Annotated in this window: 23 protein-coding genes and 1 pseudogene; 10 read left to right on the top strand and 14 right to left on the bottom strand. The window is 41.5% G+C overall.

Going from position 1 to position 24,747, the window contains the following annotated elements; genetic code table 11:
- Window positions 1-63: 63 nt before the first annotated feature.
- Together FOC32_RS10170 and surE are read right to left on the bottom strand one after the other, a co-directional pair.
- Entirely contained in the window at window positions 64-903 is an 840-nt protein-coding gene (locus FOC32_RS10170) for a peptidoglycan DD-metalloendopeptidase family protein (RefSeq protein ID WP_104426308.1), read from the bottom strand.
- 107 nt (window positions 904-1,010) lie between these two features.
- Window positions 1,011-1,787, bottom strand: coding sequence for a 5'/3'-nucleotidase SurE (surE, locus tag FOC32_RS10165; RefSeq protein WP_005234998.1), 777 nt, complete (start codon window positions 1,785-1,787; stop codon window positions 1,011-1,013).
- Window positions 1,788-1,895: 108 nt separating this feature from the next.
- Between surE and FOC32_RS10160 the strand changes: the two genes are divergently transcribed.
- The 4 genes from FOC32_RS10160 to FOC32_RS10145 all read left to right on the top strand — a co-directional run bounded on the left by FOC32_RS10160 (window position 1,896) and on the right by FOC32_RS10145 (window position 4,718).
- Entirely contained in the window at window positions 1,896-2,267 is a 372-nt protein-coding gene (locus FOC32_RS10160) for an MCR_0457 family protein (protein ID WP_175967284.1), read from the top strand.
- Between the two features lie 159 nt (window positions 2,268-2,426).
- Window positions 2,427-2,807 (top strand): MCR_0457 family protein, encoded by a 381-nt coding sequence (locus FOC32_RS10155; RefSeq protein ID WP_004782633.1) that lies wholly within the window; start codon window positions 2,427-2,429, stop codon window positions 2,805-2,807.
- Between the two features lie 128 nt (window positions 2,808-2,935).
- The gene (gene dacC / locus FOC32_RS10150) at window positions 2,936-4,084 is read left to right on the top strand and encodes a D-alanyl-D-alanine carboxypeptidase PBP5/6 (protein ID WP_004782636.1); all 1,149 of its coding nucleotides are present in this window, start codon (window positions 2,936-2,938) and stop codon (window positions 4,082-4,084) included.
- Between the two features lie 103 nt (window positions 4,085-4,187).
- Window positions 4,188-4,718: a gamma carbonic anhydrase family protein gene (locus FOC32_RS10145; RefSeq protein WP_034170031.1), complete on the top strand. Its 531-nt coding sequence runs from the start codon at window positions 4,188-4,190 to the stop codon at window positions 4,716-4,718.
- A gap of 39 nt (window positions 4,719-4,757) precedes the next feature.
- Here the strand turns inward: FOC32_RS10145 and FOC32_RS10140 are convergent, their stop codons facing one another.
- Window positions 4,758-5,273, bottom strand: coding sequence for a DUF1543 domain-containing protein (locus tag FOC32_RS10140; protein WP_104426312.1), 516 nt, complete (start codon window positions 5,271-5,273; stop codon window positions 4,758-4,760).
- Window positions 5,274-5,630: 357 nt separating this feature from the next.
- Between FOC32_RS10140 and FOC32_RS10135 the strand changes: the two are divergent.
- Window positions 5,631-7,214 (top strand): annotated as a pseudogene (locus FOC32_RS10135) (ATP-binding cassette domain-containing protein).
- A gap of 66 nt (window positions 7,215-7,280) precedes the next feature.
- Here the strand turns inward: FOC32_RS10135 and FOC32_RS10130 are convergent.
- Complete coding sequence (locus FOC32_RS10130) at window positions 7,281-9,215, bottom strand: acyltransferase family protein (RefSeq protein ID WP_175967282.1); 1,935 nt, start codon at window positions 9,213-9,215, stop codon at window positions 7,281-7,283.
- A 271-nt stretch (window positions 9,216-9,486) separates the two neighbouring features.
- Between FOC32_RS10130 and FOC32_RS10125 the strand changes: the two genes are divergently transcribed.
- The 5 genes from FOC32_RS10125 (at window position 9,487) to FOC32_RS10105 (ending at window position 14,032) form a co-directional block, all read left to right on the top strand.
- Complete coding sequence (locus FOC32_RS10125) at window positions 9,487-9,972, top strand: NUDIX hydrolase (RefSeq protein WP_034170033.1); 486 nt, start codon at window positions 9,487-9,489, stop codon at window positions 9,970-9,972.
- Window positions 9,973-9,976: 4 nt separating this feature from the next.
- Complete coding sequence (gene mnmA, locus FOC32_RS10120) at window positions 9,977-11,116, top strand: tRNA 2-thiouridine(34) synthase MnmA (protein ID WP_005234972.1); 1,140 nt, start codon at window positions 9,977-9,979, stop codon at window positions 11,114-11,116.
- A gap of 7 nt (window positions 11,117-11,123) precedes the next feature.
- Window positions 11,124-11,855 (top strand): high frequency lysogenization protein HflD, encoded by a 732-nt coding sequence (gene hflD, locus FOC32_RS10115; RefSeq protein WP_005234970.1) that lies wholly within the window; start codon window positions 11,124-11,126, stop codon window positions 11,853-11,855.
- Between the two features lie 57 nt (window positions 11,856-11,912).
- The gene (purB, locus tag FOC32_RS10110; protein WP_034170034.1) at window positions 11,913-13,301 is read left to right on the top strand and encodes an adenylosuccinate lyase; all 1,389 of its coding nucleotides are present in this window, start codon (window positions 11,913-11,915) and stop codon (window positions 13,299-13,301) included.
- A gap of 89 nt (window positions 13,302-13,390) precedes the next feature.
- Window positions 13,391-14,032, top strand: a complete 642-nt coding sequence (locus tag FOC32_RS10105) for a DUF2238 domain-containing protein (RefSeq protein WP_005234963.1) — start codon at window positions 13,391-13,393, stop codon at window positions 14,030-14,032.
- Between the two features lie 62 nt (window positions 14,033-14,094).
- Here the strand turns inward: FOC32_RS10105 and FOC32_RS10100 are convergent, their stop codons facing one another.
- From FOC32_RS10100 to FOC32_RS10055, 10 genes are all read right to left on the bottom strand, one after another.
- Window positions 14,095-14,331 carry a hypothetical protein gene (locus tag FOC32_RS10100; protein ID WP_005234962.1) on the bottom strand — a complete coding sequence of 79 codons (237 nt, stop codon included), beginning with the start codon at window positions 14,329-14,331 and terminating at the stop codon, window positions 14,095-14,097.
- 27 nt (window positions 14,332-14,358) lie between these two features.
- A complete protein-coding gene (locus tag FOC32_RS10095) occupies window positions 14,359-14,820 on the bottom strand; it encodes a hypothetical protein (RefSeq protein WP_005234958.1) in 462 nt (153 codons plus the stop codon).
- A 107-nt stretch (window positions 14,821-14,927) separates the two neighbouring features.
- Entirely contained in the window at window positions 14,928-15,890 is a 963-nt protein-coding gene (sohB, locus tag FOC32_RS10090) for a protease SohB (protein WP_005234956.1), read from the bottom strand.
- 138 nt (window positions 15,891-16,028) lie between these two features.
- Complete coding sequence (locus tag FOC32_RS10085; RefSeq protein WP_034170036.1) at window positions 16,029-16,271, bottom strand: hypothetical protein; 243 nt, start codon at window positions 16,269-16,271, stop codon at window positions 16,029-16,031.
- Between the two features lie 202 nt (window positions 16,272-16,473).
- Window positions 16,474-17,397, bottom strand: a complete 924-nt coding sequence (pstB, locus tag FOC32_RS10080; protein WP_005234950.1) for a phosphate ABC transporter ATP-binding protein PstB — start codon at window positions 17,395-17,397, stop codon at window positions 16,474-16,476.
- A 13-nt stretch (window positions 17,398-17,410) separates the two neighbouring features.
- A complete protein-coding gene (gene pstA, locus FOC32_RS10075; RefSeq protein WP_005234946.1) occupies window positions 17,411-18,802 on the bottom strand; it encodes a phosphate ABC transporter permease PstA in 1,392 nt (463 codons plus the stop codon).
- On the bottom strand, window positions 18,799-20,178 hold the full coding sequence (gene pstC, locus FOC32_RS10070) for a phosphate ABC transporter permease subunit PstC (RefSeq protein WP_005234942.1): 1,380 nt from the start codon (window positions 20,176-20,178) through the stop codon (window positions 18,799-18,801). Before pstC ends, pstA begins: the two co-directional genes overlap by 4 nt.
- 99 nt (window positions 20,179-20,277) lie before the next feature.
- The gene (locus FOC32_RS10065) at window positions 20,278-21,303 is read right to left on the bottom strand and encodes a substrate-binding domain-containing protein (RefSeq protein WP_005234940.1); all 1,026 of its coding nucleotides are present in this window, start codon (window positions 21,301-21,303) and stop codon (window positions 20,278-20,280) included.
- 194 nt (window positions 21,304-21,497) lie between these two features.
- Complete coding sequence (locus tag FOC32_RS10060; RefSeq protein ID WP_175967280.1) at window positions 21,498-22,880, bottom strand: amino acid permease; 1,383 nt, start codon at window positions 22,878-22,880, stop codon at window positions 21,498-21,500.
- 43 nt (window positions 22,881-22,923) lie between these two features.
- On the bottom strand, window positions 22,924-24,639 hold the full coding sequence (locus FOC32_RS10055) for an alpha-keto acid decarboxylase family protein (protein WP_175967278.1): 1,716 nt from the start codon (window positions 24,637-24,639) through the stop codon (window positions 22,924-22,926).
- Window positions 24,640-24,747: the final 108 nt, after the last annotated feature.

Here is a 24,747-nt window from a genome sequence, read left to right as displayed (position 1 = left end):
TCATCTTTTGATAAAAGCAACTCATTGTATTATACGGTGAAATTTACGTTTTGCATTATTTATTTAATTATTTGGTAAAACTGTTGTTGGATTAATCGGTTTTCCGTCCAAGCGAACCTGAAACTCAAGCATAGTGCGGGTTGTACCAGTCGCCCCCATCTCGGCAATTTTTTGACCAGCCGTTACATTTTGGCCACTTTTCACGCTTAATTTGCTGTTATGCGCATAAGCGGTGATATAGCCATTAATATGTTTAACTAGTACCAGATTACCATATTCCTTCAGGCCATCTGCTGCGTATACCACCTGCCCATCTGCTGCAGCAAAGACCGGATCTCCGACATTACCGCCATAACGGGTACCTTTGATATTTGCGGCCAGATCATAGTTTTGTAATACCGGACCATTTGATGGCTTGACCCAACGTAATCCTGCTGCTGTCGATACTGGGGTAATCGGTGCGGAAGTAGTGGTGGCAGGTTTTGGCGTAGTCTTAACAGTTGTTGGAGCGGGAGTGGTTGGCGCTGGAATCGCAATCGTTTGACGCTGAATCGGTGAAGCTTGGGTAACAGGTTGAGTCGCTGTAGTACGGCGAGCGGTAGTGTTATTTTTCAGGCGAATCGACTGACCCACATAAATACGATACGGCGGAGCAATATCATTCATCTCTGCCACACTGATATAGCTCAGACCATAACGTGCAGCAATGCCACTCAAAGTATCCCCAGAGCGTACCGTATAGAAGTCAGGCGCTGCGGCATAGCGGGTCATATTATTGACCTGAGGTTTAGTGGCACAACCAGTAATAATCATTGTGGAAACAACCACAGTGGACAAAACCAGAGTTTTGATGAAGCTGGATGGTGAAGCATGAATGAAGTATTTCGGTGACACCAAGGACATTATCTTCCTCTCTAACATCTATACGGTTGCAAAAACCCAGTAAGATTAGCAAAGTTTTACTACAATATACTTGTAAGCTTTCATTTTTCACAAACTTATAACATTCATTAGATTTTATTTAGAATCTGGGCTTGCAAAGTGTGAAGTGTGTCATAGTTTGTGGCATCCATCTGAATTGGCGTCACGCTTACATAGCCATTGGCAATTGCAAAAAAGTCTGACTCGATTTCAGTTCCTTTATGTTTTGGCATTGCGACTGCTTCACCCGATAGCCCAATCCAGTAAACCTGGCGACCACGTGGATCTACATGACTGGTAATCGGCTTGGACTGGCTACGGCGTCCCTGAAAGGTCACTTTAGTTCCTTTCAGCTCAGCCATATCAGGAATATTCACATTAAAAATATGACGTTCAGGCAAAGTCGGCAAACCTGCCGCGATAAAATCATGTACCCATTGCGCTGCAATGCGATAATCTTCTGGCAAGGTATAAGATCGAACGTTTTGCCCACATAGAGAAACTGCCAATGCAGGTTGTTTGGCCAGACGGCCTTCAAATGCGGCACCCACCGTCCCTGAGTACAGCACATCATCTCCCAGATTGGCACCACTGTTAATGCCGCTGACCACCAGATCGAATTCAACATCAAATAAACCATTCATGGCCAGATAAACACAATCTGCTGGCGTACCATTCACTGCCCATACATCGGGAGAAATCTGGATTGGTCTTAATGGTCGGTCTAAAGTGAGTGCACTGGAAAATCCGCTACGTTCACTTTCCGGAGCTACCACCACAACGCGTCCTAAAGGTCTCAAGGCCTGCGCCAATGCCTGTATACCCGGTGCAAAAACACCATCATCATTTGAAATTAATATATTCACTGCAAAATCTCGTTGAGCTAAAAAATGACTCGCTAGGACATTTCATTGTATTAGTTCAGGAATTATATATATTTGTAGCACGATATCCATTAATACATATGGCTTAAGATGATGAAAAAATTCTCTCTTTGGGGTACTTTGGCTTTAAGTTTGGCAACTTTTGTTTCTCCTGCAGTTATTGCCAATGATTTGACAGCTGAAGAAAATGACATGATCGTGAAAGAAGATGTCGCATCTGCACAGGTAATGATTGAAGTATGCCCGAGCATTATTGGTCAGAATGCAAAATTCGATACAACGATTCAGCAGCTGATTCAATCTTATCTAAAAGAATACTCAGACAAATCGATGACCTATCAAAAACTTCAGGCAGACAGTGAATACAAGACTGTGCTTGAAGAAGCACGTCAAGGTGCAAAACAGACTGCAAAAGACGAACAAAAAACAGCGTGTGAAGACGTTTTAGCTTATCAGGAATAAGGTCTTTCTCACTGAAATGAGACGATGCCAGCATCGTCTTTTTTCTCTTACACATTTCTTCATAATTCTACAGCTTCACTACATTTCCCCTCTTTTCAATTTTGAAAATATCTTTAAGCTAACAAATTATTGTTCTACATGTAATTTTTGAGTTTTTTGATGAAACATACATTAATTAAAAGTTTAAGTTTATCTGTTGTTGCTGGTATGACACTTTGGGGAAGCTCGGTTTATGCAGCAAATGAAAATATTGAAGTCACCCCGAGCCAAGAAATCACCAAGCAAGAATTAGCTGCAATTTATGTCCTTTCTGAAATTTGCCCAAGCATGGTCAAAGATAAAGCAAAATTCAATCAGGGTTATAACCAGCTGGTGACTGAATATTTGCCCGGCCAAAAAAATCCGGTTGAGCGCCTGAACCAGATGGTAAAACAGTCAGATTTCCGTAACATTCTGGCCGAAGCACAGAGCGACGCCAAAAAGGCTGGCAAGAAAAAGAATCAGGCCATTTGCAATGAGTTGGTGAGCTACAGTAAATAATCCACTTTTTGAGTGATTGCTTACAATACTTTTGAAATAACCCCGGGTTTCCCATAGAAGTCAGCCTAGCTTTGTCCTAAAATGCTAGGCTCTTCGTGCTTACATCAAGATATTGGAACCCACTAGAAATGACCCAAAAAACTGCCCTTGCTGCATTATTATTAATTCCTAGTTTTAGCTTTGCAGCAACTGTCTTATCTGCACCACCAGAATTGAATAATAAATCTTATGTGCTAATGGACTACGAGACAGGGCAAATTCTCGCATCAAAAAATGAAAATGAAAAATTAGCCCCTGCTTCAATGACCAAGATGATGACCAGTTACATCATCGAGCAGAAGTTATTAAGTGGTGAGCTGACTGAAGATGAACAGGTTCGCATGAATGAATCTGCATGGTGCCGTGGTAGCAGTGCAGAATCATGTATGTATGTACCTTTAAACGGTACGGCGACTGCACTAGAAATGTTGCGTGGGATTATTATCCAGTCTGGTAATGATGCGTCTAAAGCGATGGCTGAACATATTGCAGGGAACGAGGGTACCTTTGCACATATGATGAACCAGGAAGCGAAACGGATCGGCATGACTAATACCAGCTTCATCAACTCGACTGGTATGCCAGCTGAAGGCCATTATTCGACAGCGAAAGATATGGCAACTTTGGCTCAGCACATCATCAAAGACAGTTCAAAATACTATCCAATTTACTCTGAAAAAGAATTTACTTTTAACGGGATTAAGCAAGGTAACCGTAATGCCCTGCTCTATACTGATCCAAGTGTAGATGGTTTGAAAACTGGTCATACTGATGAAGCCGGTTACTGCTTAACGACTTCTTCAAAACGTGGCCCGACTCGTCTGATTTCAGTGATTTTTGGTGCACCAACCATGAATGAACGTGCGTCACAAACACGTGAACTTCTGGCTTGGGGTTATGCGAACTTTGAAACTAAAAATGTTCAGCCCGCTAAACAGGTTCTAGCCAAGTCTAAAGTCTGGTTTGGTAAGGAAAATGAAGTTCAGATCGGTCTTGCAGAAAACTTTAACGTGACTATGCCTAAAGGTCAGGCCAATGCCATTAAAACTCAATTGGTCGTTCAGCCTAAACTGACTGCGCCTTTACAACCAGGTCAAGTCGTAGGTAAATATGTGGCGACTTTAAACGGCAAAGTGATTGCTGAAAAACCACTTGTTGCGCTGAAAGCAGTTGAAGAAGCTGGTTTCTTTGCCCGTATGCTGGATCATATCAAACAATTCTTTAGTAACCTGTTCTAATATTTATTATCAATATTAGATCTTACTAAAGCGAAAGCACACATTCATCGAATGTGTGCTTTTTTATTTTATAATACTTATAAACTTTCAGGATGATACTGACATGAGCCAAAACATTCGCCCTTATTTGGATACTCGCCCGCAAGTCGCTGACTCCTGTTATATCGATCCGATGGCGGTGGTCGTAGGCGATGTTGTTTTAGGCGAAAATGTATCTGTGTGGCCTTTTGCCGTAATTCGTGGTGATGTGAATCATATTCGTATTGGTAAGAACTCGAATGTACAGGATCATTCCATGTTGCATGTGAGTCATAAAAAGGCGGATAAACCTGAAGGTTCACCATTGATTATTGGTGAAGATGTCACGATTGGTCATCATGTAAAATTACATGGCTGTACCATTGGTAATCGTGTTTTAGTGGGTATCGGTACAATTATTCTGGATGATGTAGTTGTTGAAGATGATGTGATGATTGGAGCAGGTTCACTGGTACCACCGAATAAGGTATTAGAAAGTGGATACTTGTATGTAGGCAGTCCAGTCAAAAAAGTGCGTCCACTGACTGAGAAGGAAATAGCTTTCTTGCCTTATTCAGCACAGAATTATGTGAAAGTCTCAGGTCATTACAAATAAATCAACAAACTAAGGCTACTTTATGTAGCCTTATCTTAATTAAGGAATAACCACATAATCGTTCTTAAAACTATTGGCTTCAAAGTCTCCCTCTACTAGATGCACAAATTTCTGGTCAATCTTGTTCAGTTCTAAGCAATCATCCACATCAATCACGGCATCGGTATGAGGTTTAAACCAAGTTTTTTCAATGGCCAGCTTGCCTTGTGCTTTAGCCTCAGTCTTATTTTTTGCAGCAACTACCAGATATTTATGGATTTCACCAAACTGATCTGGCACATAAGCACCCAGATTGATCAGGAATAGTTTTAAATCCTGTTTTACAGGTATGTCCGTCACCTGAACCTGATAATTCAGATCCTGATAGTTGACACCATTGATCGTCATCCAACCATCGACATGCAGTCCTTTTTGCACACCAAACCATTGTTCCTTCAGATATGGAAAAGCTGTCTTAATATCTGAACTAATGACCGGAACTACATCATGTACTTCTACATTGGCTTTTTCATGCTTGCCGCCCAATAAAGTAATGTAGAGCTTAAGTTCAGACATAAAAAAATCCTTTAAAAGCAAAATAGAGAAGACTTTATCCGCATAGTGTAAATGAAACTTACTCGTTCCACTTCAAGTCAATCATCTCATATTCTTAAAATCCTGAAATTCACTTAAATCAGCATCAATACAGTGGATAAACAATCCTAATTTGATCTATTTTTAAGCAAGCTTATTTATATTAAAATAAGGTCCGAACTCCCCTTCTCTTATAAATGAGTCACGCCAATGAAGTAAGTCTATTTTTCTCATCAACGATTATTTTTAGATTGATGTGCAAAATAGATCGTCTGGCTTGATCTTTTCTAGAAAAAATCTCTTGTTTATTTTGTGCATCCTGTATTTATGAGGTTATTTATGACTCAACAGGTATGTGTAATATCCAGTCTGACTTTAGAATTCCCGTCCAAAGTCATATTTTAGAATTTAAATTTTACCCTTCCTAAAGCTCAGGTCAGCGCTTTAATAGGCCGTAATGGACAAGGTAAGTCTTTGCTCATGCAGCTTTTGCATCAGACTCAGTATTCTACTCCACATTGCTCAGGTCAAGTTTCCTGGCAAATGCATCATGCCTATCTACCACAATTGCATCGGTTAAAGGCAGCCACAATTACTGAAGCACTCGAAGTAAGTCAATTACATCGTGCTTTTAAAAATGTTGAACATGGCACAGCCAGTTTTGAGGATTATGAGCTACTTGAAGACCACTGGCACTTGCCGCATGAATGGCAGCAACTGTTGAGTTCAGCGCAATTGCCCACCGATCTGGACTTTCCCGTGCAATATTTGAGTGAGGGCCAAAAGACCAAACTTGCTTTGTGTACTTTATTTTTAAAGCCTGAACATTATTTATTGCTGGATGAGCCAAGCAACCATCTGGATCGTGAAGCACGGACATAGTTAATAGAGTATTTAAACTTACATCCTGCTGGTGCGTTGATCATTAGTCATGACCGGACTTTACTAGATCAGGTTGATCATATTTATTATTTAAATGAGCATGGATTACAGCACACTACTGGAAACTATGCGGAGTTTTTTGAGCAATATCAGAAAAATGTCGCTTCACTCGAACAGTCAATTCAGCAGAGTCAGCGTGATATTAAATAGATGAAGCACAAGCAGCATGACATTTTAATGAAAGCACAAAAGCGGGAACGTGCCGGAAACAAATTACGTGATTCGAATTCCCAAGCCAAAGTGCTTTTAGACTTTAAAAAGGAACAAGCTGGTCAAAGTATAGGTAAAGTTCAGGCACAGCACCAACGGCAAATTTCGAATGAACAATCTGAGTTAAAAGTTCAAAAGCAGCAACTTGAAAAGATAAAACCTCAGCTATTTCAATTTCCAGACCTTAAACCACAGTCTGGTGAAATTCTGCGGGTTAAAGATTTAAAGCTTCCTTTTGGTACTCCACAGCCTGTGAATCTTGCTTTAAGTGCAGCTGAAAAAATCCATATTGTAGGCCGAAACGGAAGTGGTAAATCCACTTTGCTGAAACTGGTCGCCCTACAAAAGCAGCAACCTCTCGATCAAATTTTTCTGGCACGAAGCTGTTTTTATCTGGATCAAAATTTTAGTTTTCTAAATGAGACACTAAGTGCAATTGAAAATTTAAGGCAGATAAATCCTGATATTCCGGAGGTTGAATGGCGTAATCTGTTGGGCCAAATCAGAATTCATGGTGATAAAGGTACTTATCCTTTGCCTCAGTTAAGTGGTGGTGAAAAGCTGAAAGTGGCGTTATTAGGTCTCAGCCAAGTCTCTCCTCAACCCGAACTTTTATTATTGGATGAGCCAGAAAATCATCTAGATATTGAGTCTAAAGCTTCGTTGGCAAGTGCAATTCGGTCTTATAAAGGCGCTGTGATTTTAGTTTCACACGATGAACAGTTTGTGCGTGATTGCGAGATCACTGAAGTATTCAATATGAATGAATAATTTTGATTAAACTTATATATGTAAAAGCCACCTCAATGGGTGGCTGATCAATCACGGGAAATAAGCTTATTGTTTTGTAGTCACATCCTGAGAATATAAATTTAATAAGTATTTTGACAGTATGGTATTCCCCACAAATAAAGAGCCTGATTCACTTAGGTGTCCATAATCCACCTGAAGTAGGTCTTCTCCTTGAGCTGCCCGAATCCGACATTTGTATTGCTGCTGCACATCATCTTTTTTACATAGATGATCAATAAGAGATATATAGGTAATTCCCTGAGGATATTGTAATTTTTTCATTTTCTCGTCTACCTGAACTGCTCTTAAATCCAGTCCGGCATCAAATATAAAATCTTCAGCACTATTCCAGTTTTTCGGTTTCACCATCACTTTAGGAAGCGAAGGTTTCCATTGCGAAATTGGCCCCACAATGACGATATTAGATACGCCAAGCTGAAGCAAACTTTTCCCGATATTTTCCCAATTGGTTTCGTCGTGTTTCAGGGCTTGAGTGATAACCACAATTTTGGGTTTCAGTTCTGCGATGCTCTTTAGTGCCAGTTTATTGGAATAGTCACAGGCCTCTTTATAAGCTCCTTTATGATAGTGGATCTCGGTCAGCGATGCCCGGCAAATGGAGGAGGTTTTCTGATAAAAAGGGATATCATTGGATTTCAGTAATGTCCTCAGCCCTAAAGAAAGTGCCTCAGCATGAGAATCTCCCCATAAGAACACCCCACCTTCCTTTTGTTTCGTGATACAGATTGGATCAGGATCATAACTATTATGCTCAGTCAGGCTCACGTAAGTATCACATTTCAGCCAGTATGCATCCCTTAAATTTTTGAATTTCTCATTATAATAATCTAAAAATTTTGCCTGTTCTGAGGCTGCACCTTGGCGCAGATCTGTATTAAAACCATTAAATATATTTAAAGTAACGCCTAAGCTCATGAGCACTAGAGAAAAATAAAGCGGTTTTATACGATAAATATCTTTCCACTGATGATATGAAGGTAATTTAATCTGCTCAATATACTTATAGCTCAGAAAACCTAACCCTATAGAAAGTGCTATTCCGGCATACACATAATACTCAGGCAATGAGTAGATATAGATCAGCACAACCAAAGGCCAGTGCCATAGGTAAATAGAATAAGACCAAGTCCCCAGCTTTTGAAATACAATATTATTGGTAAGAACACTGTCATGTCGATGTGCCTGAATCATCAGGAAGGTACCGGTAACAGGAAAAACTGCCAGATAACCAGGCCACAAGTCTTCTGCAGAAATGAAGAAATAGGATCCCAGAATAAGTGCCAATCCCGTTCCTTCCAGCAACCTTTTCTTATTTTCCTGCAAGGCCAAAGGGTAAAGATAAGCAATTCCCCCGATCATCATTTCCCAGGCTCTGGTAGGTAACAGGAAATAAGCGGGATTTGGCCATTTGTAGGTAGCGATCACAGATAGAATGAATCCTAAAATCGTTCCTGCCAGCAGCATAAATTTCATGGTCTGGATAGACATGAACTTGCGCATGGCAATGAGAACGAGCGGATAAATCATATAGAATTGCCATTCGACGGAAAGTGACCAGGTATGTAACAACCACTTTTCGTGAGTGCCTGCCTCAAAGTAACCGGATTCCTTCCAGTAACTGATATTGGATAAAAAAGTCATGCTACTCGCGGCATGCTTACCCAATAACTTGTAATCAAAAGGCGTCAGATAAAACCAGCCAAAAATCATTAATACCAGACACAGCACGGCCAAAGCTGGAATAATCCGATTCGCACGAGCCACATAAAATTTCAGAATAGAAAATTTTTCATGTTCTAAATCTTTAAATATGATTCCAGTCATTAAAAAACCTGAAATCACAAAGAAGACATCTACTCCAACAAAACCGCCAGGCATCCATGCCGCATTAAAATGAAATAGCATGACTGCAATCACGGCAATTGCTCTGAGGCCATTGATGTCTGTTCTGAATTTCATTGGAGTCCTGTCCTATAAAGCCTGTTATTTATTTTAATTGTTATGAAATACTGCTAATTTTTATTAAATTTTATTTTAAATCAAATTCTTATATTAAAGCGTAGAATGCAAATATTGCTGTTTTAGTATTTTATGCACTCATTATATTCTACGCTTTCTTTTTCGCCAAATACCTTTATTGTTAATCATCTAAATTAAAATCCCGAGTATCAACATAGCCACCGCCGCCTAAATTTTGTAGAATACAGTTTTTATTCCATGGTGCTCCTCTATGATCGCTTGGACTGCTCACGTCACTGTCGCAACTATCGTCGAAAAAAATGGAAAATTCCTGTTCGTTGAAGAACATACTGAAGGTGTCATCCATACCGTATTCAATCAGCCGGCAGGCCATGTGGAGGCAGGTGAAACCATTGTCGAAGCAGCCATTCGTGAAACCATAGAAGAAACCGGTTATCAGGTCAATGTTACTGATCTGATCGGCATCTATACCTATACCCCGCCGATGTTCCCGGATCGTACCTATTTCCGTTTCTGCCTGAGAGCAGAAGCCGTCAGCCATGATGAAAATGCTGAACTGGATACCGGTATTGTCGGTGCAGTCTGGATGACGCTGGATGAACTGGTTGAAACCGCACGTGCTCGCAGCCCATTGGTGATTAAAGCCGTGCAGGATGCCCAAGCTGGCAAACACTATCCTTTATCGCTCATTTACGAGCACCAAAATTCTCCCTTAATTTTAAATTTGGATGCCTAATCCTATGCAACAACGTGTCATCGTCGGTATGTCTGGTGGTGTAGATTCATCTGTGTCTGCAGCTCTCCTCCTTCAACAGGGTTATCAGGTTGAAGGTCTTTTCATGAAAAACTGGGAAGAAGATGACGGCACAGAATACTGTACGGCAATGGAAGATCTTGCCGATGCACAAGCCGTTTGCGACAAGATCGGGATCAAACTGCATACCGCCAACTTCGCGATGGAATACTGGGATCGCGTGTTCGAGCATTTTCTGGCTGAATATACTGCTGGCCGTACCCCAAACCCGGATATTTTGTGTAATAAAGAAATCAAATTCCGAGCCTTCCTGGATCATGCGATCAATCTGGGCGCTGACTTTATCGCGACTGGTCACTACTGTCGTCGCGGCAAAACCATGACCAATTCGCGCGGTGAGCAATATGCCCAATTACTGCGTGGTTATGACAATAATAAAGACCAGACTTACTTCCTGCATGCGGTCCATGGTCGTGAAATTAATAAGACCCTGTTCCCTGTCGGCGAAATTGAAAAACCGCAAGTCCGTAAAATTGCAGAAGAATTAGGTCTGGCAACAGCGAAGAAAAAAGATTCTACGGGTATCTGTTTTATTGGTGAACGTCGCTTCAATGACTTCTTAAAGCAATATTTGCCGGCGCAACCTGGAAAAATCGTGCTGGAAGATAGCAAAGAGGTTGGTGATCATCACGGCTTAATGTACTATACGCTCGGCCAACGTGGCGGGATCGGTATTGGCGGTATGAAAGGCGCGGAAGAGGGTGCCTGGTTTGTACTGCATAAAGATATTGAAGGTAACCGTCTGGTGGTGGGTCAAGGTCATGAACATCCACTGATGCACAGTACCATATTGTGGTCTGAAGCGATTGACTGGGTAGCCGGTGAACAGGATATTCCTGAAACAGGTTTCCGCTGTACGGCAAAAACCCGCTACCGTCAGCCTGACCAAGCGTGTACTATTTTCAAGGATCCAGAAACACCAAATGGTGTTCGTGTTGAATTTGATGAGTCGCAACGTGCAGTGACCCCGGGTCAAAGCGTTGTATTCTACTCAGGTGAAGTTTGTTTAGGTGGTGGCGTGATTCATCATACCAATGCGCCTAAACCTGATTTTATTAAAGGATGATTTCGGTATGACGGAGTTACCGTTTCAACAAGCCACAACGTTGAATGTTCGTCAAAATCGTGCGTTGGCGCTAGCGGGGGTTTTTCAGGCCACCCAGCTGACGCATATGACTGCATTGACGGGACAGCAAAGCATTGGTGAAAGCGGTAATTTCTATTTTGAACAGTTGATTAAAGCCAGTTTAAATATCCGTCCAAGTGGCAAGTTAAATGCCCAGACCTTAGACTTCTTTAATCAGCTGGCCGATATTTCCCTCGGTTTAAAAACCCTGGAAAGCAGCATTACCCAACCTTTTAATACTTCCCCAAAATCCAGACTTCCAAAACTTTCATCGACCAAGCTTCCAATGTCCTATGCCATGGCACTTCTTCAGTTAGAAAAGAAGGTCTATAGCAATACCAAGTTTGTTGAAATCATCGAACAATCCCAGCAAAAAATCCTCAGACAGCTCTCCTTCTTCGATAACAATTACATGCACCCCAGCATCATTGCCAATCTCGCTCAGACCTATGTCGATACCGCCGGCCAGATCAATCCGCGGATCATGGTGCGTGGCAATGCTGAAGCCTTTAAAGATTCCGGTCATACCAACCGCATCCGTGCTTCACTCTTTACTGGACTGCAAATGGCGCACTTATGGCGTCAGCTTGGCGGCAGTTCATGGGGCATGATTTTTGGCAAGCGCAAGTTGCTACAGGATATCCAAAATCTCGCGCGCTTACAGTTTCAGGTGATCTAAACCATGTTGTTGTACGCGCACCGTTTTTCGTTTAATTCCAAAATTTAGGGAATCGATATGAACGCTTTAACTGCACTTTCTCCATTAGATGGACGCTACGCTAGCAAATGTGATGCGCTGCGCCCTTTTCTTTCTGAGTTTGGTCTGATCCATGCTCGTGTGACTGTTGAAGTGCGTTGGTTACAAGCGCTTGCCAACCGTCCTGAAATCACTGAAGTGCCAGCGTTCTCATCTGAAACCAATGCTGCACTTGATGCGATTGTTGCCAGCTTCTCTGAAGAAGATGCCAACCGCATTAAAGAGATCGAACGTACTACGAACCACGACGTGAAAGCGGTTGAATATTTCCTGAAAGAAAAAATTGCAGGCATTGAAGAACTGAAAAATGCAGGCGAATTCATTCACTTTGCATGTACTTCTGAAGACATCAATAACCTGTCTCATGCATTAATGCTGAAAAGCGGTCGTGATGTACTGGTTGAGTCTATGCAACAAATCATTGATTCAATTGTTGCATTGGCTGAGAAACATGCTGACCAACCAATGTTGTCTCGTACACATGGTCAAACAGCGAGCCCAACAACTTTGGGTAAAGAAATGGCGAACGTGGCTTACCGTCTTGCCCGTCAAATCAAACAGTTCAAGCAAGTTGAGCTACTGGGCAAAATCAATGGCGCAGTGGGTAATTACAACGCGCATCTTTCAGCTTACCCAGACATCAACTGGCCTGCGCATTCACAAGCATTTGTTGAATCTTTAGGTTTGACTTTTAACCCGTACACCACCCAGATCGAGCCACATGACTACATGGCGGAACTGTTTGATGCGCTGCGTCGTTTCAATACTATCCTGATCGATTTCAACCGTGACGTTTGGGGTTATATCTCACTTGGTTTCTTCAAACAAAAATTGAAAGAAGGCGAAGTGGGTTCTTCAACCATGCCGCACAAAGTTAACCCGATTGATTTCGAAAACTCAGAAGGTAACTTGGGTATTGCCAATGCAGTTCTTGCGCATCTAGGTGAAAAACTGCCTATTTCTCGCTGGCAGCGTGACCTGACTGACTCAACTGTTCTTCGTAACATGGGTGTAGGTTTTGCGCAAAGCTTGATCGCGTTTGAAGCTTGCTTAAAAGGCGTGGGTAAACTTGAACTGAATGCTGCACGTATTGATGAAGACTTAGACAATGCTCAAGAAGTCTTGGCTGAACCAATTCAAACGGTTATGCGTCGTTATAATGTTGAAAAACCATATGAAAAATTAAAAGCACTGACTCGTGGTCAAGCCATGACTCGCGACATGATGGTTGATTTCGTAAACGGTAACGAATTAGAAGCTGTTCCTGCAGCGGATCGTGCTCGTTTGGCTGAAATGACACCTGCAACATATACAGGTAATGCATCTGAACAAGCAAAACAAATTAAAGACTTAATCGCTAAAATCTAATTTAGACAATTAAGACCAAAAGCGAAGCTCCGGCTTCGCTTTTTTATTTATAATCATGTCTAACTTTAAGAAAAATGATATAGAAATAGATGATGGATCATCGATTAAGCAGCAAACATTTTGTTAGTTTAGGGATTTTGGCAATTGCGATTATCTTTGCCAGTATTCAACCTTTAGAAATGGAATCTTATCTGCTCCATCAAACAGGTACGGTTTTTATGATCGTTATGTTGATCTTGTGCCTGTATAAAATCGGATTGAGCTTCTTCAGTTTCAACCTTTATCTGGCTTTTCTGCTGATTCATGTGGTTGCTGCACATTATCTGTATTCTTATGTACCTTATAATGAATGGACTCAGACACTCTTTGGCTTTGACCTGAATGCTGCCATGGGCTGGTCACGCAACATGTTTGACCGTTTTGTGCACCTGGCTTTTGGTCTTTTACTCTACCCGGTATTTTACCGGTTGTTTCAGGTCTGGCTGCCGCAGCAGAAACCTGTGGTCATTTTCCTGCTGGTGATTCAGTTTGTGGTGGCCAGCAGCATGCTCTATGAATGGCTGGAATGGCTGATTGCCATTGGTCTATCTCCTGAGGAAGCTGAAAACTATAATGGACAACAAGGTGATATGTGGGATGCACATAAAGATATTTTGCTGGCAACCATTGGCGCTATATTTACGGGGAGTATCATGCTATTACAAAAAAAGCCCATAGAAGCAAGCTCTTAAACTCAGCATCTCATTGAATTAAAGTGTGTCATCACAAATTTAATGAGCTGCATATTTTTCAATTATGGAAGTGGGCAATATCGCATCCAATCATCTTTCATTTTTTGCAATTCATGACCCGTCAATATCTCGCTGTAATAAATAAAATAGGTGGCATCAGGATATTGAATCTCATGGCGGAACATCATGCCACGCAGTGACACAGATAACTCCTCAGGAAAATCCTCTAAATTCAATTCTTCAAACTCGTAATTAAAATAACAATTTTGCGTTGCAAGATATGCTTCAGCGACAGCCATGTTTCTGCTCTAACAGTAAAATATGCTTTATTTTATATGATTTACCTCAGTGCTGGTCGGCATTTCAGTGGGGTCAATCCATTTAACAAACTTAGATTTTGACAAGTGTGGGTATTTAAACTTATCTAAATACTCAAAACAGACCCTTTGCCCTTTCGGCATTTTCTCAAAATGCTGATCGAAATATAAATAACGACTATACTTGGCACCATTGAAGCGAATGATCACGCTTTCATGCTGAGTTCCACCTCGAGTTTTATATACCTGATAAGACTGCACCACACCACATTCTTTCGATGAAGTAACGGGTGGATTATTTGGCTTTAAAACACCATATAATAGAAAAATACATGCACCAGGTAGAAAGCTCAGCCAAAACAGAATCTTCTTCGAATCATTATTTATGAGTTTGGCTTCAGCATAGAGCATACATAACATCGGAATAAACACGATGTTAAAGAATCCCAATAATAAAATAAACGTGAGCATATGAGCCTAGACTCAACCAAAGTACTTCACTTATATCATAATGATTTGATTTCAAAAATAAAAAAGCCCACCAAGTGAGCTTTCCATATCATTTTTAGAGCAATAAATTAAAGTTTCGGATCACGCATCTGAACCAGATTTGAATTGGCTTTGGTTAGCGTATCTACCACTTTATCCATCACCGCGGGGATAAAAGAATCTGCGATTTGTGCTGCTTGCAAACCTAGTTTTTCGCCCAGCGTTGGTTTTTTACGGGTCTGGATTAAATACACATCATGTTGCGGTAAAAGACCTAGCAGATATTCATCAGAAGTTTGCAGTTTATCTACCAGATTCAGGTCTAGGGCATCCTGACCATACCAGTGTTCACCCGTTGCCACTTTTTCAACATTTAACTGTGGACGATATTTTTCCACGAAGTGTTTAAATAAGGCATGTGTCTGTTGCAATTCTTCTTCAAACTTGGCTTTGCCCTCTTCGGTATTTTCACCAAACATGGTCACCGTACGTTTATATTGACCCGCAGTATAAAGTTCAAAATCGATCTTGTTTTCTTTCAGTAGACGGTTAAAGTTTGGCACCTGTGCCACTACCCCAATTGAACCCACAATCGCAAACGGTGCAGAAAGCACTTCATTTGCAATACACGCCATCATATAACCGCCACTGGCTGCAACTTTATCGACACAGATGGTCACATGAAAACCCGCTTCACGTAAGCGCACCAGCTGCGCAGCTGCAAGACCATAACCATGTACCATACCACCCGGACTTTCTAAACGTACAATGACACGATCACGACCAGCTTTGGCTGTAGATAGAATCAGGGTAATTTCTTCACGCAAGCTTTCTACTGCTGACGCAGCCATATCACCTTTAAAATCGAGTACATAGATTTTCTGGTTAGTTTTCTTACGCGCACGCGCTTCTTTTGACAATTGCTGGCTCAATTGCAAAAGTTCCAGTTTAGACGACGTTGTTTGCGCTATTTTTTTTCGTTGCTCATTAATGCGCGCATTCAAATGACTAATACGGATTTCAGCGGGTAATTTGGGGGTATGAAATAACATAAAAATCGGGTCTCAATTATTTATATAGGTTTCAATTTAAGATAAGGTCAAATGAATTTTTTTCAATAGAATATTGTTGTTTAATTGCTGAAACTGAGCAGTATCCATATGGTCTTAGTAAGGCAAAAATAATTCGCACTATAGAAAATTAATACCATGTTGATAACCTGCCCAGACAATAACTCCTAGCAATATAGCAGAATTCGTATATAAGGCTTTTTCCTGCTTTTTGAAATAGAAATTCAAACTGAGTCCATACAGCAATCCAATCAGTATATAAAACATTCTGCCGCCTTGTAATTGATGCCACAGACCACCGATGCTTAAACTTAATGCGATCAGCAGCATCAGAAAAACTGACATCGTTTTGAGTGTTTCCATAGCGGATGCAACCTTTTCTTAACATCTATCTTTTGACAGCTCTGCCATGTCAAAGACGGCATATTCTATAAGAATTTCGGGCACAATAGGATTCGGTTTATTTTTCCACATTTCACTGATTAAATTGATATATCTTATTCTTTCGTTACTTTTGGATATAAAAAAAGAGCTTTTTAGCCCTTCTTTCTTGAGATAAAACTTCTTAACCAAAACGCCCGGTAATATAGGCTTCTGTAAGCTGATGGTCAGGCTGAGTAAAGACTTTCTCGGTCGAGTTGACTTCAATCAGATCACCTAAATGGAAATAAGCAGTCCGATCAGAGACTCGCGCTGCCTGCTGCATGGAGTGAGTCACAATAGCAATGGTGTATTGGGTTGAAAGTTCAGAGATCAGTTCTTCAACTTTAGCTGTTGCAATCGGATCGAGTGCTGAACAAGGTTCATCCATCAGAATCACTTCAGGAGAAACGGCAATCGTCCGTGCAATACATAAACGCTGTTGCTGTCCGCCCGACAACCCTGTACCCGGCTGATTTAAACGGTCTTTGACTTCATCCCACAGCCCTGCCTTACGCAAGCTGTTTTCTACGATTTCTTCCAGATCATATTTATCCCGTGCCAGACCATGCAATTTTGGTCCATAAGCGACATTATCAAAAATTGACTTTGGAAATGGGTTTGGCTTTTGGAAAACCATACCAACTTGTGCACGTAGTAACACCACATCTAGATTTGGATCATAGATATCTTGATTATCCATCATCACTTTACCTGTTACACGGCAGCTATCAATGGTGTCATTCATACGGTTTAAGGTACGTAAGAATGTTGACTTACCACAGCCAGACGGACCAATAAATGCAATCACTTCATTTGCATAAATATTTAGGTCAATTCCTTTAATGGCTTCAGTCTCACCGTAGTAAACATGAACATCTTGTGTGCTAATTTTTACATCAGTAGGTTTGGCATCTTTCTTTTGACTTGTCTGTGTATCGAACTGAGACACAAACGAAGTCGATGGCTGTTTTTGACTGCCCTGAGCAGAGGTAAATTGCGTTGGTTCTGGATTCACGGACTTATCCTGTTCTAAGGAATTCTGTTCTAGAGTAATAACTGTATTCATATAATGCTCTCAATTACCAGCGTACTTCAAATTTCTTACGTAGCCAAATGGCTAGACTGTTTAAGCCAATCATCAGTGCAAGAAGTACAATAATCGCTGCTGCGGTACGTCCTTCGAAGAAGTTACGCAATTCATTCCCCTGCCATAAGAAAATCTGAACAGGTAAAGCAGTCGATTGATCAAGTGGCGTAGCAGGTACGTTTGCAACGAAGGCGCTCATACCAATGAGTAATAGTGGTGCTGTTTCACCTAAAGCTTGGGCAACACCAATAATACCGCCCGTTAAAATACCCGGCAAAGCCAATGGCAATACATGGTGGAAAACTGTTTGTAAGCGTGATGCACCTAAGCCTAAAGCGGCTTGGCGAATCGAAGGTGGAACGGCTTTTAAAGATGCACGCGTTGTAATAATTACGGTTGGTAGTGTCATTAAACTTAAGACCAAACCACCCACAACAGGTGCAGAAAGTGGCATATGCATCCAACCAATAAAGATTGCTGCACCCAACAAACCAAATACGATCGATGGTACTGCTGCAAGGTTATTGATGTTGACTTCAATAATGTCAGTAATCCAGTTTTTCGGTGCAAATTCTTCAAGGTAAATAGCAGATGCCACACCAATTGGAATAGACAACACAATCACAATCAGCATCATAAATAGCGAGCCCATAAATGCGCCTGCTAAGCCAGAAGTTGCTGGTGAACTACGTGAATCTGGATTTTTAAAGATTTCTGTATTGAAGCTATTCGTGATTACACCATCGGCTTTTAACTGATCGGCCAACTGACGTACTTCAGGGCTCAGCTGTTGCTGTTCATCTGGAAGACTACGGTCAATATTACCTGCTAACCATACATCGACATTCGCATCAGCTAAAATTCTGAAGTCCTGCGTTTTACCAATCAGTGACGGATCTTTCATCACCATATCACGTAAGCGATAAGCTTCGGAACTGGTGTAAATACTATTCAACTCATCACTTTGATTTGCAATTTCAGGTGCTTTTTTAACAATGCCATTAACAATGAGCGCATCCCAATCCACCATACCCATTTCAGTTTGCCAAGCGATAAAACGCTCTTCAAACTGTGCAGGTGACTCACCTCCTTTTTGAACCGGTTTAGGACCGACTTGAATAATTGCTGGATCAAAAAACACTGGCACAGTCATGCTACTTTGCCAAAATGCAGGTAAGCCTTTTGCCAAGATACTGCCAAATAGCAAAGCAACAAATAATAAACCTGTAATGACCGCACCGAAGCCAAACATACGAAATGTCTTTTCTTTACGGTGACGCTTTGCCAATGAGCTTTCGATGATTTTTTTACGCTTTTCACGCTGCTCAGCAGCAGCTTGCGGATCGAATGTTTGATCCATATTTGATGTATTAATCGTACTCATTCGTATTGCTCACGGTATTTACGCACGATGTACAGCGCAACAATATTCAGACCTAAAGTAATTACAAACAGCGTTAAGCCCAATGCAAAAGCAACCAAGGCCTGAGGACTCGCAAAATCTGTATCACCTGTTAATTGATTCACAATGGTAATTGTGACTGTCGAAACCGCTTCGAGTGGATTGATATGTAACAGCGGACTATTACCAGCGGCTAGTACCACAATCATGGTTTCACCAATGGCACGTGATGCTGCAAGCAAGAACGCACCGATAATACCTGGCAATGCTGCTGGAATAACCACTTGGCGAATCGTTTCAGATTTTGTCGCACCTAATCCGAGTGAACCATCACGTAGTGCTCGTGGCACTTGAGTAATGATGTCATCTGATAATGAAGAGACAAATGGAATAATCATAATGCCCATGACAAAACCAGCGGTTAAGGCACTTGTCGCATTAATTTCGAGCCCAATCATTGCGCCTAAATCTTTAGCAAATGGACCAATGACCATTAAAGCAAAGACACCATAAACAATGGTTGGAATACCTGCCAATACTTCAATCGCAGGTTTTGCCCATGAACGAAAACTTGGTTTTGCATATTCAGCAAGATAGATCGCAATCATTAAACCAACAGGAACAGCTACCAATAATGCGATACCACTCACCATGAGCGTACCCCACAATAAAGGTAACAAGCCGTAACTGCCTTCTGCACTTCCCGAAGTACTAAAACCTGGGTTCCATTCAGTACCAAAGAAGAAGTCGAGAGGATTAACAAAACTAAAGAAGCGCATTGCTTCACTAAACATCGACATGACAATACCGACAGTGGTCAAAATCGCCACGCCTGAACATAGTGCCAATGCTACATTTAAGACTTTTTCAACTTGATTTCGTGCACGATATTTTTCTGCAATGCGACGTTTAGCCATCACTAAACCAATCAATGCCGCACTTACAACAACTGCTAATTTCGCGAATGAACCAATGTTCTCAATTTTCTTTAACTGTTCTGCTGCTGCAAGTTCATAAGCAGCTGGTGTATCGCTCACCCCAAAACCCGAAGCCAATGCTTGTACACGCTCAACCATCACGCTTGTACTCGCCGGATCTAGCGTCGCACGAATTTGTTCAGGCACATGATTTAAAATGACTTGTTGAAAAATACTTGGTTCAACTAAATTCCAAACAATCAGAATTAAAAATGCTGGGATACCACACCACAACGCGACCAATGCACCATAGTAACCCGGTCGAGAATGCAGCATCGCTGAGTTATTCCCTTTACCTGCAAGTTTACGGCTCTTGGTTAAGCCAACTTGATAGGCAATGGCAATAATCGCCAGTAACACACCAATGAGGAGCAGATTCATGTAATCTCCACTGTTTCTTCAATTACACACTTTGAAAAAACGGTTTCTTTGCAAAAAACCAAAGGCAGGTCGACCCTGCCATTGGCTATTTCCATACTTTTATTTAACAGCTTTACCCGCTTTGAAGTTTGCTAGTACCGCAGCACGTTCTTTGTCAGACATTGAAATCAGACCAGCTTTTTCAAGCTTAGAACCTTTACCAGATACTTTTTTGCTTACAAAGAATTCTGTAAATTCTTTCAAGCCTTTGATTGATTTAAGATGTTCACCTTTCACGTAGAAGAACAATGGACGTGATACAGGGTAAGAACCATTCAGAATTGTTTTCTCAGATGGAGCTACGTTGTTAACTGTCGCTACACGTAATTTGTCACGGTTTTGATCATAGAAACCTAAACCAAAAACACCGACTGCATTTGGAGATGTTTTTAAACGTGCCAGTGTTTCAGTGTAGTCGCCAGAAATTTCAATCACACGGCCATCTTTACGGAATGTAGAACATGCCTTTTTCTGTGCATCTTTATCTAACTTCGCAAATGCTTGGTAAGTTTCACAGCCAGCATCAACCATTTTTTCTTGGAACACTTCACGTGTACCGTGGTTTGATGCAGGAATCACTAAAGTGATTGCTTCATTTGGAAGTGTTGGATCAATTTGGTTCCAACGTGTATATGGGTTTGCAACCATTTTACCGTTAGATGGTAATTCAGCAGCTAAAGCAGCGAATACATGTTGTGGACGTAATTTGAATGCCGCTTTTTTAGCGTTTGATGCAAACACGATACCGTCATAACCTACTTTAATCTCAAGAACTTGGTTTACACCTGCTTTTTTACAAGCTGCAAGTTCAGTGTCTTTAATTTTACGAGATGCATTAGCAATATCGATAGTGTTATCACCAACGCCATTACAGAATTGTTTCAAACCACCCGAAGTACCACCAGAACCTACAACAGGTGCTTTAAATTGTGGGAATGTATTACCAAACTCTTCTGCAACAATACTCGCGTAAGGCAAAACTGTAGAAGAACCAGCAATTTGGATCGTGTCACGAGCTGCATTTGCAGTTGTTGCAACAGCTACCCCTGAAAGTGCCAACGCAATTGCGATATGATTGAAGCGCATTCTCATCTCTCTTTATTGATGCATTTATTGGAGTACGCCACTTTCTAATAAAGTCTTGTACTTTTTCGATACACGCATTTTGATTTTAGAATATGACAGCCGGGTTACAGCTTTATGACGGTTTTATGATAATTAATTCGTTACCTGCTCAAGACAATATAATAGAAAAAAGACCCTTTTCAGGGCCTTTCTATTTAAGTGGTGGGTTCAGTAGATTCAGGCAAGAGTACCGGTTTCTTGCGATATTTCATCACATACATCACCGTCAAAAACAGCAACCAGACCGGCACCAATGCAACGGCAATCTGCATTTCTTTGGTAAAGCTCATGATCATTAAAATCATGATGATAAATGAAATTGTCAGGTAATTACTCCAGCGGCCAAACAGGCTTGGGAATGCGGTCGTCTGCTGCTGTTCCTGCATGGCTTTTCTGAATTTCAAATGGGTCAGTGAAATCATCAGCCAGTTAATTACCAAAGCAGAAACCACCAGTAGCATCAGAATGCCGAAAGCTTCACCCGGCATGAGGTAATTCATTAATACACAGATACCGGAGACTGCTGCCGAGAATAGAACAGCATTTACTGGGATACCCCGGCGGTTAATTTTCTTTAAAAATGCCGGTGCATTACCCTGTTGAGCCAGACCCAACAACATGCGGGTATTACAATAAATACAGCTGTTATAGACCGAAAGTGCAGCAACCAGAACTACAAAATTAAGAACATTCGCCACACCATGACTGTTCAATGACTGGAAAATCATTACGAACGGACTACCGCCCTGCGCCACCAGATTCCATGGATACAGACATAGCAACACGCCAATGGCACCAATATAGAAAATCAGTACACGGTAGACAATCTGATTCACTGCTTTTGGAATGGTCTTTTCTGGATTTTTGGTTTCACTGGCGGCAATACCAATCAGCTCCAGCCCACCAAATGCAAACATAATCACGGCAAGTGCCATCATAAAACCTGACCAGCCCTCAGGGAAAAATCCGCCATGCTGCCACAAATTTGTCACACTGGCCTGACTTCCTGCAGAACCGCTAAACAGCAGATAGATCCCGAATCCGATCATGCTTAAAATGGCAATAATCTTGACCATGGAAAATATAAATTCACTCTCACCGAAGAATTTGACATTGACCAGATTAATACCATTCATGAGCAGGAAGAATGCCAGTGCCGTGAGCCAGATCGGAATCTCCGGCCACCAGAACTGAACGAAAGTACCAATTGCACTCAACTCAGCCATACTGACTAATACATAGAGCACCCAATAGTTCCAGCCTGAAATAAAGCCTGCTTTTTTGCCCCAGTATTTATTGGCAAAATAACTGAATGAACCACTAACCGGTTCATGCACCACCATCTCACCCAATTGGCGCATGATCAGAAATGCAATGATGCCAGCAATGGCATAGCCTAAAAGTACTGATGGACCTGCCAGCTGAATCGTATGTGATAAACCTAAAAATAATCCTGTACCGATCGCTCCGCCTAAGGCGATTAGCTGGATATGCCGGTTGGAAAGCTGTTTTTTTAATTGATGATCTTCAACATCCATATTGTCACTCCTTGTGAACAATTTTTTTAATTTCTACATTTTGCTAGATTGCCTTTTTGTAGGGAGGTGTATTCTGCTCAACCAGCTGCTTATAACCATATTCACCATAGTCATAGCGTGCCACGACTTCAGCAAACTGTTTTAAGCGTTGTGGCGCATCCATACGTGGGAGTTGCAGTTCAATCAGACATAATTCCTCAGCCTGATGAACCTGTGCGAGTGTACGCTTTAATTCTGCCGGGGTTTTGACTATATGAGCCTGATGCGGGGTATCTGCAGAAAAGACTTGGGCAAACTGGCTGTATTGCCAGTTCTGAACATCGTTGTACTTGGCATTTTCACCCATAATCAAACGTTCAATGGTATAGCCGCCATTATTTAAAATAAAAATGACGGGTTTTAAGCCTTCTCTTAATAAGGTAGAAAGCTCCTGAATGGTTAGCTGAATCGAACCATCTCCAATAAATAACAGATGACGGCGCTTTGGTGCAGCAAGCATACTACCAAGCAAGGCAGGCAAGGTATAACCAATCGAGCCCCAGATCGGTTGAACCAGATACTTAGCAGTCACAGGTAAAGTCAATCCTGATAAACCTGCATTGGCAGTGCCCACTTCTGCCACAATCACATCATCTTCCTGTAAGAACTCAGAAATTTGCTGCCAGAGTGCAGTTTGGCTAAGCGCAGTATTTTCTTCGATCTGTTGAGTTTGTAACGATGGTTTCGGTGCAGGATTAAAAGTACGTGGTTGATCATCTAAAGTCTGTTTTGAGATGGCTTGGATCAATTGAACTAAATCCAGTCCACTGATCATCTGCCCATCCAAGCAAAGACAGGAATCCGCCAGATACAGCATATTTTGTGCGGATACACGATGTGAGAAAAATGCTGTGGCAACATCGGTAAAACGTGGCCCAATGGCAATCAGGCAATCTGACTGCTCTACCAACTGATAAGTCGATGCTGCGCTTGCTGCACCTGCATAAACGCCCGCATATAAGGGGTGACTTTCATTCATGATATTTTTGGCAGTAGACAGACAGGTATAGGGAATCTGCATGCGCTCAGCCCAATTTTGCAGCATATCGGTAAGCTGGAAAATTTCTGCTTCATTGTCAATGAGCAGGACTGGCTGACGTGCCTGTTTGATGCGTTTGGCTATCCGTGCCGCAGTTTCTTGCAGAAGTTTTGGATCACTCTGTGGACGGCTCAGATCCAGAGGCTGCTTAGGTACTTTAATCTGAAGATGGGTAATATCCGATGGAAGCTGAATATGAACCGGTCGACGCATCAATATACATTGCTTCAATACCCGGTCAATTTCACTCACTGCATTGGCTGGAGTCAAACGTGTCTGTGCTACGGTAAATTCGCGCATGCAGTTCATGATATTGTCATAATCGCCATCGATCAGAGTATGGTGTAACAAAGCACCCTGTTCTACGGCATGTAAAGGCGGAATACCGGAAATATGCACCATGGCAACCTGCTCGGCATATGCACCTGCAATGCCGTTAATCGCGCTCAGGTCACCCACACCATAAGTAGTGAGCAAAGCACCGACACCATGCAGACGTGCATAACCATCTGCTGCATAAGCTGCATTTAGCTCATTACAGTTACCGATAAATTCCAGTTTTGGATCAATTTCGATCTGTTCTAAATAGGAGAGATTAAAGTCACCTGGCACACCAAAAATATGCTGAATTCCTAGTTCTTGCAGGCGCTGATTAAGGTACTGACCAATTTCCATAAACATTATTATTTTCCCTATCACTTATTATGCTTCAATTACAGAATATTGCATTTCATTTTCTGATTTCGTGCATAATGCAAGTCACAATGATTCAAAAACACATAAAACGTG

This window comes from Acinetobacter sp. FDAARGOS_724 (genome assembly GCF_013364475.1).
GTDB lineage: Bacteria > Pseudomonadota > Gammaproteobacteria > Pseudomonadales > Moraxellaceae > Acinetobacter > Acinetobacter variabilis.
This window is presented reverse-complemented; position numbering and strand designations above follow the sequence as displayed.

Coding starts and splice junctions, on each gene's coding strand:
- FOC32_RS10085 (WP_034170036.1), bottom strand. CDS start 16,271: ATGGAAACACTCAAAACGATGTCAGTTTTTCTGATGCTGCTGATCGCA.
- FOC32_RS10145 (WP_034170031.1), top strand. CDS start 4,188: ATGAGCCAAAACATTCGCCCTTATTTGGATACTCGCCCGCAAGTCGCT.
- FOC32_RS10125 (WP_034170033.1), top strand. CDS start 9,487: ATGATCGCTTGGACTGCTCACGTCACTGTCGCAACTATCGTCGAAAAA.
- FOC32_RS10140 (WP_104426312.1), bottom strand. CDS start 5,273: ATGTCTGAACTTAAGCTCTACATTACTTTATTGGGCGGCAAGCATGAA.
- FOC32_RS10055 (WP_175967278.1), bottom strand. CDS start 24,639: ATGTTTATGGAAATTGGTCAGTACCTTAATCAGCGCCTGCAAGAACTA.
- purB (WP_034170034.1), top strand. CDS start 11,913: ATGAACGCTTTAACTGCACTTTCTCCATTAGATGGACGCTACGCTAGC.
- FOC32_RS10065 (WP_005234940.1), bottom strand. CDS start 21,303: ATGCGCTTCAATCATATCGCAATTGCGTTGGCACTTTCAGGGGTAGCT.
- FOC32_RS10155 (WP_004782633.1), top strand. CDS start 2,427: ATGAAACATACATTAATTAAAAGTTTAAGTTTATCTGTTGTTGCTGGT.
- hflD (WP_005234970.1), top strand. CDS start 11,124: ATGACGGAGTTACCGTTTCAACAAGCCACAACGTTGAATGTTCGTCAA.
- pstC (WP_005234942.1), bottom strand. CDS start 20,178: ATGAATCTGCTCCTCATTGGTGTGTTACTGGCGATTATTGCCATTGCC.
- FOC32_RS10130 (WP_175967282.1), bottom strand. CDS start 9,215: ATGAAATTCAGAACAGACATCAATGGCCTCAGAGCAATTGCCGTGATT.
- FOC32_RS10095 (WP_005234958.1), bottom strand. CDS start 14,820: ATGCTCACGTTTATTTTATTATTGGGATTCTTTAACATCGTGTTTATT.
- FOC32_RS10060 (WP_175967280.1), bottom strand. CDS start 22,880: ATGGATGTTGAAGATCATCAATTAAAAAAACAGCTTTCCAACCGGCAT.
- FOC32_RS10100 (WP_005234962.1), bottom strand. CDS start 14,331: ATGGCTGTCGCTGAAGCATATCTTGCAACGCAAAATTGTTATTTTAAT.
- pstB (WP_005234950.1), bottom strand. CDS start 17,397: ATGAATACAGTTATTACTCTAGAACAGAATTCCTTAGAACAGGATAAG.
- dacC (WP_004782636.1), top strand. CDS start 2,936: ATGACCCAAAAAACTGCCCTTGCTGCATTATTATTAATTCCTAGTTTT.
- pstA (WP_005234946.1), bottom strand. CDS start 18,802: ATGAGTACGATTAATACATCAAATATGGATCAAACATTCGATCCGCAA.
- FOC32_RS10160 (WP_175967284.1), top strand. CDS start 1,896: ATGATGAAAAAATTCTCTCTTTGGGGTACTTTGGCTTTAAGTTTGGCA.
- sohB (WP_005234956.1), bottom strand. CDS start 15,890: ATGTTATTTCATACCCCCAAATTACCCGCTGAAATCCGTATTAGTCAT.
- mnmA (WP_005234972.1), top strand. CDS start 9,977: ATGCAACAACGTGTCATCGTCGGTATGTCTGGTGGTGTAGATTCATCT.
- FOC32_RS10170 (WP_104426308.1), bottom strand. CDS start 903: ATGTCCTTGGTGTCACCGAAATACTTCATTCATGCTTCACCATCCAGC.
- FOC32_RS10105 (WP_005234963.1), top strand. CDS start 13,391: ATGATGGATCATCGATTAAGCAGCAAACATTTTGTTAGTTTAGGGATT.